The 16,307-nt window shown below is 42.4% G+C and carries 9 protein-coding genes; 7 read left to right on the forward strand and 2 right to left on the reverse strand.

What is annotated here, in order from left to right:
* Positions 1-128: 128 nt before the first annotated feature.
* A complete protein-coding gene (locus DW173_RS19185; RefSeq protein ID WP_120145013.1) occupies positions 129-4,163 on the reverse strand; it encodes a response regulator in 4,035 nt (1,344 codons plus the stop codon).
* Between the two features lie 401 nt (positions 4,164-4,564).
* On the opposite strand from DW173_RS19185, the gene DW173_RS19190 reads away from it, so the two are divergent.
* From DW173_RS19190 to pelA, 7 genes are all read left to right on the forward strand, one after another.
* Entirely contained in the window at positions 4,565-5,476 is a 912-nt protein-coding gene (locus DW173_RS19190; protein ID WP_004299199.1) for an EamA family transporter, read from the forward strand.
* Positions 5,477-5,528: 52 nt separating this feature from the next.
* Positions 5,529-6,089: a ribosome recycling factor gene (gene frr / locus DW173_RS19195; RefSeq protein WP_004299198.1), complete on the forward strand. Its 561-nt coding sequence runs from the start codon at positions 5,529-5,531 to the stop codon at positions 6,087-6,089.
* 106 nt (positions 6,090-6,195) lie between these two features.
* Positions 6,196-7,128 (forward strand): ribosome small subunit-dependent GTPase A, encoded by a 933-nt coding sequence (gene rsgA, locus DW173_RS19200; protein WP_008770689.1) that lies wholly within the window; start codon positions 6,196-6,198, stop codon positions 7,126-7,128.
* A 99-nt stretch (positions 7,129-7,227) separates the two neighbouring features.
* Positions 7,228-8,316, forward strand: coding sequence for an efflux RND transporter periplasmic adaptor subunit (locus DW173_RS19205; protein WP_004316320.1), 1,089 nt, complete (start codon positions 7,228-7,230; stop codon positions 8,314-8,316).
* 178 nt (positions 8,317-8,494) lie between these two features.
* Entirely contained in the window at positions 8,495-11,527 is a 3,033-nt protein-coding gene (locus DW173_RS19210) for an efflux RND transporter permease subunit (RefSeq protein ID WP_004299194.1), read from the forward strand.
* Positions 11,524-12,864 (forward strand): TolC family protein, encoded by a 1,341-nt coding sequence (locus tag DW173_RS19215; RefSeq protein WP_081357948.1) that lies wholly within the window; start codon positions 11,524-11,526, stop codon positions 12,862-12,864. Before DW173_RS19210 ends, DW173_RS19215 begins: the two co-directional genes overlap by 4 nt.
* Positions 12,865-13,016: 152 nt before the next feature.
* Complete coding sequence (gene pelA / locus DW173_RS19220) at positions 13,017-14,111, forward strand: pectate lyase (RefSeq protein ID WP_004306527.1); 1,095 nt, start codon at positions 13,017-13,019, stop codon at positions 14,109-14,111.
* 175 nt (positions 14,112-14,286) lie between these two features.
* Here pelA and DW173_RS19225 read toward each other — a convergent pair whose 3' ends face one another.
* Positions 14,287-15,924: a fumarate hydratase gene (locus DW173_RS19225; protein ID WP_120145014.1), complete on the reverse strand. Its 1,638-nt coding sequence runs from the start codon at positions 15,922-15,924 to the stop codon at positions 14,287-14,289.
* Between the last annotated feature and the right edge of the window lie 383 nt (positions 15,925-16,307).

The raw sequence follows: 16,307 nt of genomic DNA on the forward strand, positions 1-16,307 counted from the left end.
ATGTAATAATTTGAATGATTACAGCGCAAAAATCCCAATTATTAATGATTTCGAATAATAGAATCGTCCGTATAAAAGTTCAAATAGTACAAATCTCGTCAGGCAGAAAGTATATAAAACACTATAAATTAAGAGTTTGCATATTTCCGTCTATAAGCAGCCGGAGTAATATCATAAGCATTCTTAAAACACCGGATAAAATAACTTGGATTAGAAAAACCGTAATCAAATGCTATATCAGCAATCAGGGCATTAGGGTCATTCCGCAATTTTTCTGTTGCTTTTTTCAGTCTCAAAGATAAAATAAAGTCATTCGGGGTCTGTCCGGTCAATGCTTTCAATTTAGTGAAAAGCAACGTTCTGCTCATACACATTTCTCGTGCAAAAGTAGCTACGTCAAAGTCTGGGTTATCAATATAAGATTCCACAATCGCCGTAGCATCCATCAACATCTTTTTATCGATCGGATTGAACGGAAGGTCTTCCACTTTAGGTTCGTCGTTTCGAACAAACCGTTGTTGAAGTAGTTTACGAGTCTGGATGATATTGTTGCACCGGGCTACCAATATCTTGATATTAAAAGGTTTGGAGATATAATCATCCGCACCTGTCTGCAAGCCTTCCAAGGTATGTTCTTCCCGGTTACGGGCTGTCAGCAAGACAACAGGTATATGGCTGGTCTGCAAATTACTTTTCAACTTCTCGCACATTTCCAGTCCGGACATGACAGGCATCATGATGTCACTTACAATCATCTGCGGTTGGAGCGAAGAAGCCCGTTCCAATCCTTCCTGCCCGTCGGCAGCCGTATATACCTCATATATCTGTTCAAAAATCTGCGTCAATACTTTACGCATTTCCGGGTTATCTTCTACAATCAGTATTTTCACCGTTTTATCCGGCTTCACCATTTCCGAGATTTCTTGAGGCTCTATTATATAATGTTCGGCAACGTGCTCGTCTGCGGAGGAAGAGGCTTCCATATTCATATTCGCATCCCGGTGGAGAGTAACGGTAAAAGAGGTAACTCCATTCGGTTCGCTTTCCACTCCGATGGTTCCCTGATGCAACTCTACAATTCCTTTCGCCATCGCCAATCCAATGCCCGATCCTTTGACAGTTCGTGTGGTTGTTGCCGAATCATCCTGCCAAAACCGTTCAAATACATGTTTGATCTTGGATTTATCAATGCCTACCCCCAGGTTGTTGACTGAAATCACAATGTCATTATCTCCTTCCGCTGACAGTTCAACAGAAATCCAGTCACCAGGCTTCGTATACTTAAAAGCGTTGGACAATAAATTATAGAATACTTTCTCTATCTGTGTTTTGTCAATATACAAATCAGCTTCTTTCAGAGTGGAAGAAAAGCGGAGATCTATCTTATTCAGTTGGGCATAACTATAGAAAGAGCCACAAATTTCCTCTATCACCGCCACAATATTCTCTTTAGAAATCTTTAGTTTCAAGTATCCCTGCTCCTGCTTGCGGATATCAATGACTTCATCCACGAGGTTATTCATCCGGCGGGAATTTTTATAAATATCCAGAATCTTATTATATACTTCAGGAATAATGTCCTTATGCATCAGGAGCATTTCGAGCTGGCTGGATATAAGTGTTAACGGAGTACGGAATTCATGCGATACATTGGTAAAGAAACGCAGTTTGGACTGGTTCACACTTTCGATATACTCTTTTTCCCGTTTCTCGGCCAATAAAGAGTGCCGCAAGGTTTTTCGTATCCAGAACATACGGATAATATAGCCGGCAATAAGGATAGCTGTCAGCACCATCAGCAAAATAAACCATGCCCGCTGATAAACCGGAGCCTCCACTATCAGCTCAAAACTAACGGAAGGTGCTTCCTGACCGTGAACACCCACCTGGTCGCCACGGACATGGAAAGTATAATGCCCCGGATGAAGATTGGTATAGGTAATCATCGTATTATCGCCCGCCTTCATATATTCGTTGTCAAAGCCTTCAAGTTTATATTCCAGGCCGATATTAGAAATATTATTCAGGGTGTTACTTGCTATCTCAAAAGTGACGGAAGAATATCTGGGCGGCAATACTAACTGATGTTCATACAGTACGGTTTCTTTGATAAGCCCCAACGAATCAAGTGGTTGTATTTCCGTATTATCCACAAGCACCCGTTTTACAAACACATCATAGTCAACAGACTGTTTGTTCAGTTTTTCCTGGGCGATAGAGACAATACCCGCCAGACCACACACGTAAATATCGTGGTCGGACGCAATATAAAGCCCTCCATCATTTACATTATTCAAGGGAAAATCACTCTGTCTGTTATAGTTCTCGAATGTAGTCGTTGCCAGGTTGAATTTAGAGAAACCACCATTGGTTGCCACATAGATAGAACCATCCAAAGGGCTCTCCACCAATCCGGTTATAAATCCATTTTCCAATCCCTGTTTCGCTCCGTATCCCACAAAAGAATCTGTCTTCTTATCAAATAGATAAATTCCCGAGCCTGTCGATCCCAGCCATATACGTCCTTTCTTATCACATAAAATGTGGTTGATGTGATGCTGCGCTGTGCTCTGCGCTATTTGGGAGAAAGGATAACTATGGGCAGTGCCCGCTTTGAGGTTGACTCGTATCAGATCAAAAGAGGTAGTCAGCCATAAATCCCCGTCTTTGTCAAACGTCATATCCCAAACCTGCGACAGATGTTTGGCAGCCAACGAAGGGTGTTCGAAATGATGAAGTCGAAGGTGTTTCTTATCCAACACAAGCAATCCTCCCTTGGCAGCTATCAATAAAGAATCGTGGCCGGCAAACTCTATCATTTTCACCAGATTATAGGCTCTGTCAACAACTGTTTTTCCTTCCGGAGTATAGATGTTTTCCGAGATAGATTCTATATGCCCGGTCGACAGATTAATCCGGTTGATTCCCTGATAAAGAGAAGCTACCCAAAGATAATCCGGCTCTTTCTCATAATAAAGAGACTTCACTATCTTAAAAGAAAGCTCTTGAGAATAGACCTTTTTTAAAGGGAAAAAGCGTTTGGTATGTTTATCATAATAGTTCAACCCGCTTCCTTCACTTGCAAACCAGATCCGGCCGGAACGGTCTTCGGCAATGGAACTGATAATATAAGAATTCAAATGACCGCCAACAGCCGTAGACGAGCGGTAAAAATGGAAAGCATCATTCGCTACATTATAATATTGGATTCCCTGATAGAAAGTCCCCAACCATAAAGTCCCCGAAGTGTCGTAATGCATCGAAATAATGGAACGTATATCGGCCGCCTCCACATTCAAGTCATATTCATAATCTGTAAACTCTCCGGTAAACAGGTTTAAAGTCTGCAAACCGGCATAGGTTCCGATATACAGGAGACTATCATTAGCTTGCGTCACATGACGCACATTATTATGGTTAATCGTATTTTCAGCTACCTTATTATGCTTGAAATGAGTAAGTGTTCCATCTTCATCCAACCGTATGAGCCCTCTGTTTCTGGTAGCTATCCAGATACTCCCGTTTCTATCTTCTGTTATTGAATTGACAGCTCCCACATCCATACGCCGGGTGATATGTGCAGACTGGTCGATGCAGTATACACCTTTCGAAGAAGTACCCACCACCACTGTCTGATTCTGACGAACCATGAGACTGTTCATCAATACATCCTCCTCATCCGAAGGAAATGAAAAGAATAACTCGGGCGCCTGGTCGAGGTTGCGATAACGGTATATTTCCTTTCCGGTAGCTATCCATAATGCATCGTGCGCATAACAGATTCCCGCAACTTCTCCTTCACGCAACACCCTAAAACGATTCAAACGCATATCATAAAGAGTCACGCTCTGCAAACTGCGGATAAAGAGCAATCCGGCTTTATTTCCGCAAACCTGCCTGATATTATTGATATTGATGGAATAAGGATTAGCGTTATCCGGCTTGAATACTTCAAACTTACGTCCGTCAAATCGATTCAGCCCGTCTTGAGTGCCGATCCACAAAAATCCGAATTCATCCTGATAGAAACAATTGACCGTTTGATGAGAAAGTCCCTGCCTTACGTCCTTAAAGCGCATATTGATATCCTTCGTCACATTTGCCATGCAACAAAGTCCCGATATGAACAGGCAATAAACAACAAGAAATTTAACTTTGGTCATCTGTGTTTTTCGATAATTCAGATGCAATATTCGGGAAAATCCAAGATATATGCAAGTGTTTATTCAAAAACCTGATTGCCTATTGCCTGCAGACTATTACTCGGGAGGCGTATAACTAATCTCCCTACCAAATAAAATTAATCATCTGACGGTTAATTCTTTTTCGTCTGACTATAGTCAGACGAAAGTTCAACTATAGTCAGACGTAAGTTTAACAGTAGTCAGACGCAAGTTCGACTATAGTCAGACGATTAATTTTATGCATAAACAAGATTAGTTATCTCTTTACCAAGAAATAGTTTTTAGCATACGAAAGATTAAATTATACTATCAACCGCCTAAACACTTGTTTATCATTGGTGAACTGCGTACTTTTGCACGCCATTAAAAAAAGCAAAACAATGACTAACAAAACCAAAGGTTTTATCTATGGAGCGATTGCCGCTGCGAGCTACGGTATGAATCCTCTTTTTGCACTTCCGCTCTATGCAGCCGGAATGAGTGTCGATACCGTTTTATTCTACCGGTACTTCTTTGCGACAATCGTATTGGGTATTCTGATGAAAATGCAGCATCAGTCTTTTGCACTTCATAAGGCAGACGTTTTGCCCTTAGTCATTATGGGATTGTTATTCTCTTTTTCATCACTGCTTTTGTTTATGAGTTATAATTATATGGATGCCGGAATTGCTTCTACGATTCTGTTTGTTTATCCGGTGATGGTAGCTGTCATCATGGGAATATTCTTCAAGGAAAAGATTTCCGCCATTACCGTTTTCTCCATCCTGCTGGCACTTTCAGGTATTGCCTTGCTCTATCAGGGAGACGGCAACAAACCGCTATCGACTTTGGGAATTATCTTTGTTCTGTTGTCTTCTCTCTCTTATGCTATATATATAGTAGGTGTAAACCGTTCGACATTGAAAAACCTGCCGACCACGAAACTTACCTTCTATGCCATTTTGTTCGGACTATCGGTTTATATCGTCCGTTTAAATTTCTGTACGGAACTGCAAGTAATACCGTCTGCCTGGCTCTGGGCCGATGTATTATCACTCGCCATCCTGCCAACTGCCGTATCACTGGTCTGTACCGCACTGGCCATCCATTATATAGGCTCTACACCAACGGCAATATTGGGTGCTCTGGAACCGGTGACAGCTTTATTCTTCGGTGTTCTCCTGTTTCACGAAAAACTGACTCCCCGCTTAATGATGGGTATTTTAATGATTATCACCGCTGTTACCCTGATTATCATTGGCAAGTCACTCATAAAAAAGATGGGTATGCTGTTGCAGATGAACAAAAAATAATATACTTTTGCTACTTAATCAATCAAAATGCAATTTTAAATCTCAAAAAAATATGGTAGACGTAAAGACTTGCCTTGACAATGCACAAGAAAAGATGGATATGGCCATCATGTATCTGGAAGAAGCACTGGCACATATCCGCGCCGGAAAAGCGAGTGCACGCTTATTAGATGGTATCCGCGTAGATTCTTACGGAAGTATGGTACCTATCAGCAATGTAGCAGCAATTACTACTCCGGACGCCCGCAGTATCGTGATCAAGCCTTGGGATAAAAGCATGTTCCGTGTCATCGAAAAAGCAATTATCGACTCTGACCTCGGTATCATGCCCGAAAACAATGGAGAAATGATCCGTATCGGCATCCCTCCCCTGACGGAAGAACGCCGTAAACAACTGGCAAAACAGTGTAAAGGAGAAGGCGAAACGGCTAAAGTAAGCGTACGCAACGCGCGTCGTGACGGCATCGACGCACTGAAAAAGGCCGTAAAAGACGGATTGGCAGAAGACGAGCAGAAGAATGCGGAAGCCAAACTGCAAAAAATCCATGATAAGTATATCAAACAAATCGATGATATGCTGGCTGAAAAGGATAAAGAAATTATGACCGTCTAAAAAATAATGAAGAATTAAGAATGAAGAATGAGGAATTATAATGCTGTATTATTCAGTTGAAACACAGCCTGAATTCTTCATTCTTCATTTTTAATTTATAATTTATATGAAAGGATTAGTAATCAAAAACACGGGTAGTTGGTATCAGGTGAAAACCGATGACGGACAATCTATTGAATGTAAAATCAAAGGGAATTTCCGATTGAAGGGGATTCGCAGTACTAATCCTGTTGCAGTGGGTGATCGTGTCCGGATTATACTTAATCAGGAAGGCACTGCTTTTATCAGTGAAATAGAAGATAGAAAGAACTACATCATCCGCCGTTCATCCAATCTTTCCAAACAATCTCATATCCTTGCTGCCAATCTCGACCAATGTATGTTGGTGGTAACCATCAATTATCCGGAAACTTCCACTATTTTTATTGATCGCTTTCTTGCATCCGCAGAGGCCTATCGCGTCCCTGTCAAACTGGTATTTAATAAGGTAGATGCTTACGACGAAGATGAGCTCCGCTATCTGGACGCACTTATCAACTTATACACACAAATCGGCTACCCTTGCTTCAAAGTTTCCGCAAAGAACGGCACTGGAGTGGCTGAAATCAAAAAAGCACTGGAAGGCAAGATTACTTTATTTTCCGGACATTCGGGAGTCGGCAAATCGACTCTTATCAATTCCATACTGCCGGGCATAGAAACCAAGACCGGCGAAATTTCTTCCTACCACAACAAAGGAATGCATACTACTACTTTCTCCGAAATGTTCCCTGTGGAAGGAGATGGCTATATCATCGATACTCCGGGTATCAAGGGCTTCGGCACATTTGATATGGAAGAAGAAGAGATCGGACATTATTTTCCCGAAATATTCAAAACCTCCGCCGACTGCAAATATGGCAACTGTACACATCGTCATGAACCGGGATGTGCCGTACGCAAAGCAGTGGAAGAGCACCTCATCAGCGAATCCCGTTATACCTCTTATCTGAATATGTTGGAAGATAAAGAGGAAGGAAAATATCGGGCTGCCTACTGATTAACTCTTTTTTACTCTTCCTTTCTTTAAACCTTTCCCATCAGGGGAAGTCTAATTTTTGAAGATGTACAATATAATTGCCATATACAATACTAAACCATGAATAAGAAGACTAAATGGGGCATCATTATTCTTGTTGGTGCCGGGATTATCGGTGGAGGAATCTACTCACAATTACCGAAAAAAAACGACGAACTAGCAGCCGCCGACAAAGTGATGGGCAGTAATAAAAAAAGAGGGAAACAAGTTTTAAATGTAAATGCCAAGGTCATAAAACCACAATCTCTGACAGATGAGTTCACCACTACTGGTGTACTTCTACCCGATGAAGAAGTGGATTTATCTTTCGAAACGTCGGGAAAGATTGTAGAAATCAACTTTGAAGAAGGAACAGCCGTAAAGAAAGGCCAATTACTAGCCAAAGTGAATGACAGGCAGTTGCAGGCACAATTGCAAAGATTGATTTCGCAATTGAAACTGGCAGAAGACCGTGTATTCCGCCAGGATGCTTTATTGAAACGGGATGCTGTCAGTAAAGAAGCCTACGAACAGGTGAAAACGGATTTAGCAACCCTGAATGCCGATATAGAGATTATCAAAGCTAATATTGAACTGACAGAGCTACGTGCTCCGTTTGACGGAGTGATCGGACTTCGCCAAGTCAGTATCGGTACGTATGCGTCTCCGACCACAGTCGTTGCCAAGCTGACAAAAATCGCTCCACTGAAGGTTGAATTTTCCGTTCCGGAACGCTATGCCAAGCAAATCAAAAAGGGTACCAATCTCAATTTCAGCGTTGAAGGAACATTGGATGCTTTCGGCGCACAGGTATACGCTGTAGAATCTGCCATCGATCCGAATCTGCATCAATTTACCGCCCGTGCATTATACCCGAATGTCAATCGCACCCTGCTCCCCGGCCGTTATGCCAGTGTGCTGTTGAAAAAGGATGAAATTCCTAATGCAATAGCCATCCCAACGGAAGCAATTGTGCCGGAAATGGGTAAAGATAAAGTCTATCTGTACAAATCAGGAAAGGCCGAACCGGTGGATATTATTACCGGTATCCGCACCGCATCTGAAGTGCAAGTGATTAGAGGATTGCACGTAGGAGACACAATCATCACTTCAGGAACATTGCAACTCCGTACCGGACTCGCCGTAACACTCGACAATATTGAAGAATGAGAATGTCTGATTTATAAATTCTGATTTATGATTTATAAGCCAAATAATTTATGATTTATAAGTCAGCAGAATACAGCAAACATTCAGAAACCAGAAACCAGAAATCAGAATTCAAAAATCAGAAATCTTCAATCCATAACTCAGAAATCATAATTCAGAAATCAGAAATCATAAATCAATGAACATCTCCGAATTAAGTATACGTCGCCCGGTATTAGCCACAGTATTAACGATTATTATCCTCCTTTTCGGATTCATCGGATACAACTATTTGGGTGTCCGCGAATATCCGTCGGTAGATAATCCGATTATTTCTGTCAGCTGCTCTTATCCGGGAGCTAATGCCGACGTTATCGAAAACCAGATAACTGAACCGTTGGAACAGAATATCAACGGTATTCCCGGTATCCGTTCTTTGTCCAGTGTGAGCCAGCAGGGGCAAAGCCGTATCACAGTAGAATTTGAATTGTCCGTCGATCTGGAAACAGCGGCCAACGACGTACGTGACAAGGTTTCACGTGCCCAACGTTATCTGCCTCGCGACTGTGACCCACCGACAGTTTCAAAAGCGGATGCCGATGCCATGCCTATCTTGATGGTTGCCCTTCAGAGTGACAAACGTTCTCTGTTGGAATTAAGTGAAATAGCGGACCTGACTGTGAAAGAACAATTACAGACTATTTCCGATGTAAGTAGTGTATCTATCTGGGGAGAAAAGCGTTACTCCATGCGCCTTTGGCTCGACCCGGTAAAGATGGCAGGCTACGGTATCACTCCCGTCGATGTTAAAAACGCTGTAGATAACGAAAATGTGGAACTTCCTTCAGGTAGTATCGAAGGAAATACCACCGAGTTAACGATCCGTACACTAGGATTGATGCATACCGCAGATGAATTCAATGACTTGATTGTCAAAGAAGAGAATAACCGTATTGTACGATTCAGTGATATCGGACGTGCTGAACTGGGGCCGGCTGATATTAAGAGTTATATGAAGATGAACGGCGTTCCTATGGTGGGTGTCGTAGTCATTCCACAGCCGGGAGCCAACCACATTGAGATTGCGGATGCTGTATACCAACGTATGGAGCAAATGAAAAAAGACTTGCCGGAAGATGTACACTATAACTATGGTTTTGATAATACCAAGTTTATCCGTGCGTCTATCAATGAGGTTAAGTCCACTGTATATGAAGCTTTTGTACTCGTAATCATCATTATCTTCCTCTTCCTGCGTGACTGGCGCGTCACGTTGGTGCCTTGTATCGTAATCCCTGTTTCCCTTATCGGTGCTTTCTTCGTTATGTATCTGGCAGGATTCTCCATCAATGTGCTTTCCATGCTCGCCATCGTACTATCGGTGGGACTGGTGGTAGATGACGCCATCGTTATGACAGAAAATATCTACATCCGTATAGAGAAAGGAATGGCCCCGAAAGAAGCGGGAATAGAAGGAGCCAAAGAAATTTTCTTTGCCGTTATTTCCACCACTATTACGCTGGTAGCGGTATTCTTCCCTATCGTCTTTATGGATGGAATGACGGGACGATTATTCCGTGAGTTCAGTATCGTTATTTCGGGTTCGGTGATTATATCTTCATTCGCCGCATTGACTTTCACTCCGATGTTGGCAACGAAGTTACTCATTAAACGGGAAAAACAAAGTTGGTTCTATGCAAAAACAGAACCGTTCTTTGAAGGAATGAACCGGCTATACAGCCGTTCGCTTGCCGCTTTTCTTAGCAAACGCTGGATCGCTCTTCCATTTACTTTCATCACCATTTGCCTGATTGGTATTCTGTGGAATGCAGTTCCTGCGGAAATGGCCCCACTTGAAGACCGTTCGCAAATCAGTATCAATACACGAGGAGCGGAAGGCGTCACCTATGAATATATCAGGGATTACACAGAAGACATCAATCAACTGGTAGACTCCATTCTGCCTGATGCAGAGGCTGTAACTGCCCGTGTATCCAGCGGTAGCGGAAACGTGCGCATCACGCTGAAGGATATGAATGAACGTAATTATACCCAGATGGATGTGGCAGAGAAAATATCAAAAGCGGTACAGAAGAAAACAATGGCGCGTTCATTCGTACAGCAGCAGTCTTCTTTCGGCGGACGTCGTGGAAGCATGCCTGTACAATATGTACTTCAGGCTACCAATTTGGAAAAGCTGGAAGAAGTGTTGCCCAAGTTTATGGCTAAAGTATATGAGAATCCTGTTTTCCAGATGGCGGACGTTGATTTGAAGTTCAGTAAACCGGAAGCTCGTATTCAGATCAACCGCGACAAGGCCAGTATTATGGGAGTAAGTACCAAAAACATTGCTCAAACGCTGCAATATGGATTAAGTGGACAGCGTATGGGATATTTCTATATGAACGGTAAACAATACGAAATTCTTGGTGAAATCAACCGCCAGCAACGAAACAAACCGGCCGACCTGAAAGCTATTTACGTCCGTAGCAGTAGCGGGGATATGATTCAGCTGGACAACTTGATTGAATTGGAAAGCGGTATTGCACCTCCAAAGTTGTATCGTTATAACCGTTTTGTGTCAGCTACCATCTCTGCGGGATTGGCAGACGGCAAAACAATCGGGCAAGGTTTGGATGAAATGGATAAGATTGCCAAAGAAACATTGGATGACACTTTCCGCACTGCCCTGTCGGGAGACTCGAAAGAATATCGTGAAAGTTCCTCCAGTCTGATGTTCGCCTTTATCCTGGCTATCCTTTTGATTTATCTGATTCTGGCAGCCCAGTTTGAAAGTTTCAAAGATCCGTTGATTATCATGTTGACAGTGCCGCTGGCTATTGCCGGAGCTTTGGTCTTCATGTATTTCGGAGATATTACGATGAATATTTTCAGTCAGATCGGTATTATCATGCTGATCGGTCTGGTGGCGAAGAACGGTATTCTTATTGTAGAATTTGCCAATCAGAAACAGGAAGCCGGAGAGGATAAAATGAGTGCCATCAAAGATGCTGCCCTTCAACGCCTCCGTCCGATTCTGATGACAAGTGCCTCTACGGTTTTGGGACTTATCCCGCTGGCATTTGCCACCGGAGAAGGTTGTAACCAGCGTATTGCCATGGGTACGGCGGTAGTGGGTGGTATGGTCGTATCCACTCTGCTTACGATGTACATTGTACCGGCTATTTACAGTTACATTTCGACTAACCGAATCAAAAAACTACAAGAATGAAACAGAAAGGAATTTGCATGAAACGCATCATTTATATCACCATTGCATGTGCCTTCTTATCAGTCTCTTTTGCAAAGGCACAAGTTCTCACTCTCAAGGAGTGTCTGGAAGAAGGATTGCAAAACAATTACTCTTTACGTATCATCCATAACGAAGAGCAGATCAGCAAAAACAACGCAACGTTGGGAAATGCGGGATACCTGCCTACACTGGACTTCTCTGCCGGATATACCGGAAACCTCGACAATATTGAGACCAAGGCGCGTGCTACCGGGGAAATAACAAAGCATAACGGAGTCTACGATCAGACGGTTAATGTCGGCCTTAACCTCAACTGGACTATTTTCGACGGATTCAATATCAGTACCACCTACAAACAGTTGAAAGAGCTGGAACGTCAGGGGGAAACCAACACGCGTATTGCTATTGAAGATTTTATTGCTGCCCTGACTTCCGAATACTATAATTTTATCCAGCAGAAGATTCGCCTGAAAAACTTTCATTATGCAATGTCACTTTCCAAAGAGCGCTTGCGCATAGCCGAAGCTAGTCACCTGGTCGGTAAATTTTCAGGGCTGGATTATCAGCAGGCAAAAGTGGATTTCAATGCAGACAGTGCCCAATACATCAAACAACAGGAATTGCTACATTCTTCACGCATCCAGTTGAATGAACTGATGGCTAACAACAATGTCAATCAAAACATTATTATCAAAGACTCCACCATCGACGTACACAGCGACTTGCAATTTGATGATTTGTGGAATTCTACGTTAGCAACCAATGCTTCTTTGCTCAAGGCCGATCAAAACACGGTACTTGCCCAATTGGACTACAAGAAAATAAACTCACGCAACTATCCATATCTCAAATTAAATACCGGATATGGATATACGTTCAACAAGTATGACATCAATGCAAACAGCAGAAGAGGTGAACTGGGCTTCAATGCCGGAATAACTGTCGGTTTTAATATCTTCGACGGTAATCGCCGCCGCGAAAAGAGAAATGCAAGTCTGGCTTTCAAAAATCGTCGCCTGGAACGACAGGACTTGGAATTAGCACTCCGCTCTGATCTCAGTAACCTATGGCAAGCCTATCGCAACAATCTTCAATTGTTGAATCTGGAACGTCAAAACCTGATAACTGCCAAAGATAATCACGATATTGCCATGGACCGTTATATACAGGGGGACCTCTCCGGTTTTGAAGTGCGTGAAGCACAAAAAAGTTTGTTAGATGCAGAAGAACGCATCCTCTCTGCTGAATATAACACGAAACTTTGCGAAATATCCCTGTTGCAAATCAGCGGAAAGATTACGAAATATCTGGAATAAGGAAGTAGTTTCCATTTATTTTTTTTATTGGGTTAATCTTCTTATCGGGAGGGTTAACCCAATTTTTACTGTATAAAAAACAGTTATTACATACCGATGTTTTTCTTTCTTCCTACATTTGCATACTATAAAAACATTAAATAATAAAAGCCATGAGAAAACTAAGTCTTTTCTTACTGCTACTTTTTATCCTGACAAACGCCTCAGCCCAAAAAGCAACAGATTACAGAAAACAACAGAACTACAAAGAATGGGTACACATCGCCCCTAAATTTGACGATGATTTCTTCAAGACGGAAGAAGCCCAACGCATCGGTGACAACGTGTTACTCTATCAACAAACGACCGGAGGCTGGCCCAAGAATATCTATATGCCGGCAGAACTGACGGAACAAGAATATAATGCGGCACTAAAAGCTAAAGAAGATACCAACCAAAGCACCATCGACAACAATGCCACCACGACAGAAATAGAATATTTGTCACGGCTTTATCTGGCTACGCAAAAGGAGAAATATAAAGAAGGAGTGCTGAACGGTATTCAATATCTGCTCAAATCGCAGTATGAAAACGGTGGATGGCCTCAATTTTATCCGCGTCCCAAAGGTTATTACGTACAAATCACCTACAATGACAATGCAATGGTGAGAGTCATGAATCAACTTCGGAGCATATACGAAAAGAAAGCTCCGTACACTTTCCTTCCTGACAATATCTGTGAACAAGCACGTAATGCATTTAATAAAGGGATAGAGTGTATACTCAAAACGCAGGTGCGCCAAAATGGAGAGTTAACAGTGTGGTGCGCCCAACATGACCGTGTCACTTTGGAACCCTGCAAGGCACGTGCCTATGAACTCCCGTCACTAAGCGGACAAGAGTCGGACAATATTGTATTACTGTTGATGTCACTTCCCCATCCATCTGCAGACGTTGTAAAATCCATAGAAGGTGCTATCAAATGGTTCCAAAAGTCTGAAATAAAAGGAATACAGAAGGAATATTTCACCAACAGTGATGGCAAAAAAGACTATCGCATGGTTCCCTGTGAAGACTGTCCTACTCTTTGGGCACGTTTTTATGATCTGGAAACAAACCGGCCTTTTTTCTGCGACCGTGATGGCATTAAAAAATATGATATATCGGAAATCGGACACGAACGCCGAAATGGTTATAGTTGGTATAACAAAGATGGAAGCAAGGTGTTGAAGAGATATGAAAAATGGAAAAAAGAACAGAATAAGTAATCATAACTGATGAAAGGTTGATATTTACACTGAAAAAGTTAATATCCGGAAAGTCTTTAAGTCCTTAAAATAAGAAGAGGGGCTGTCTAACAATAAAATAGTCAGACAGCCCCTTTATTAATTCAAGGCATTTACAGCCTCTTCCTACAGTTTTATCCCAACAGGTATCAACCGGTTACTTTTTGCAATTCCACGGTTTCAACTGTTTGAAGAAGTCGTTACCCTTATCATCTACCAAGATAAATGCAGGGAAGTTTTCTACTTCGATCTTCCAGATAGCTTCCATACCCAATTCCGGATATTCCACACATTCAATGCTCTTGATGTTGTTCTGTGCAAGGATAGCTGCCGGACCTCCGATAGAACCAAGATAGAAACCACCATATTTCTGACAAGCATCTGTCACCTGCTGGCTACGGTTACCTTTTGCCAACATCACCATGCTACCGCCATGACTTTGGAACAGTTCTACATAAGAGTCCATACGTCCTGCCGTAGTAGGGCCCATAGAGCCACACGCCATGCCTTCCGGAGTTTTTGCCGGACCAGCATAATAAATAGGATGATCCTTAATATATTGTGGCAAGTCTTCACCGCGGTCCAAACGTTCTTTCAGTTTAGCATGAGCGATGTCACGACCTACCATAATCGTTCCGTTCAATGACAGACGGGTAGCAACCGGATATTTAGTCAGTTCTTTCAGGATTTCAGGCATCGGACGGTTCAGATCGATCTTCACAACATCACCTTCACCTGCCTGACGCAGTTCAGCCGGAATCAGTTCACCCGGATTTGAATCCAGTTTCTCAATCCAGATACCTTCCTTATTGATTTTACATTTGATGTTACGGTCGGCAGAGCAAGATACACCCAAACCTACCGGACAAGATGCACCATGACGAGGCAGACGGATGATGCGTACATCGTGAGCAAGATATTTACCTCCGAATTGTGCCCCCAACCCAATCTTGTGAGCTTCTGCCAATACTTCTTTTTCCAGTTCGACATCGCGGAATGCACGACCATATTCGTTTCCGGTAGTCGGCAGGTTATCATAGAAATGAGTAGAAGCCAATTTCACTGTCAACAGGTTCTTTTCAGCAGAAGTACCACCGATTACGAAAGCGATGTGATAAGGAGGACAAGCGGCTGTCCCCAATGTTTTCATCTTTTCAACCAGGAACGGAACCAATGTACCGGGATTCAGGATCGCTTTTGTTTCCTGATACAAATATGTCTTGTTGGCAGAGCCACCACCTTTTGTTACACAAAGGAATTCATATTCCATACCTTCGGTAGCTTCGATGTCAATCTGTGCAGGGAGGTTACATTTTGTATTTACCTCATCATACATATTCAGAGGCGCATTCTGTGAATAACGCAGGTTTTCTTCAGTGTATGTTTTATATACGCCCAGTGAAAGCGCTTCTTCGTCAGAATATCCAGTCCATACCTGCTGTCCCTTTTCACCATGGATAATAGCAGTACCGGTGTCCTGGCAGAATGGAAGTACGCCTTTTGAAGCAACCTCTGCATTGCGCAGGAAAGTCAACGCCACATACTTATCGTTTTCGCTTGCTTCCGGATCACTCAGAATCTTAGCAACTTGTTCATTGTGCGAACGACGAAGCATGAATGATACATCACGAAAAGCAGCATTAGCCATCGCAGTCAAACCTTCTTTTTCAATTTTCAGGATGGGATTTCCTTCAAACTCGCTTACTGATACATAGTCTTTTGTAAGCAGATAATACTCAGTTGTATCTTTTCCCTTTTCAAACATGGGCTGATACTTAAACAGAGGTGTTGCCATAAGTTTCTTATTTTATTACGTAATGTTAGTTAGTGTGGCAAAGGTAATGATAAATTAAGAATTGAGAATTAAAAATTGAGAAATAAAACATTGTAGGATAAAAATAGGTAGGTCAATAAATGATTATTTTGCGGAGTGCCCTGAAAGGGCTTAATTATATAGCGTAGGGCAACGCCCTACGAAAAAACGACAATCTGAATTTGCGCCCTGAAAGGGCATAATTGTATACAGTTCCGCCCTTTCAGGGCTTGTGGCTGGTGTGCTTTTTTCGTAGGGCGTTGCCCTACGCTATATAATTAAGCCCTTTCAGGGCACCCCAATAAATATATAATTGTAAGAACCGATAAATTCCCATTTACCGGCGTAGCGCCGGAGCAAGGTTT

The organism is Bacteroides sp. AM16-13, assembly GCF_003602705.1.
Lineage (GTDB): Bacteria > Bacteroidota > Bacteroidia > Bacteroidales > Bacteroidaceae > Bacteroides > Bacteroides xylanisolvens.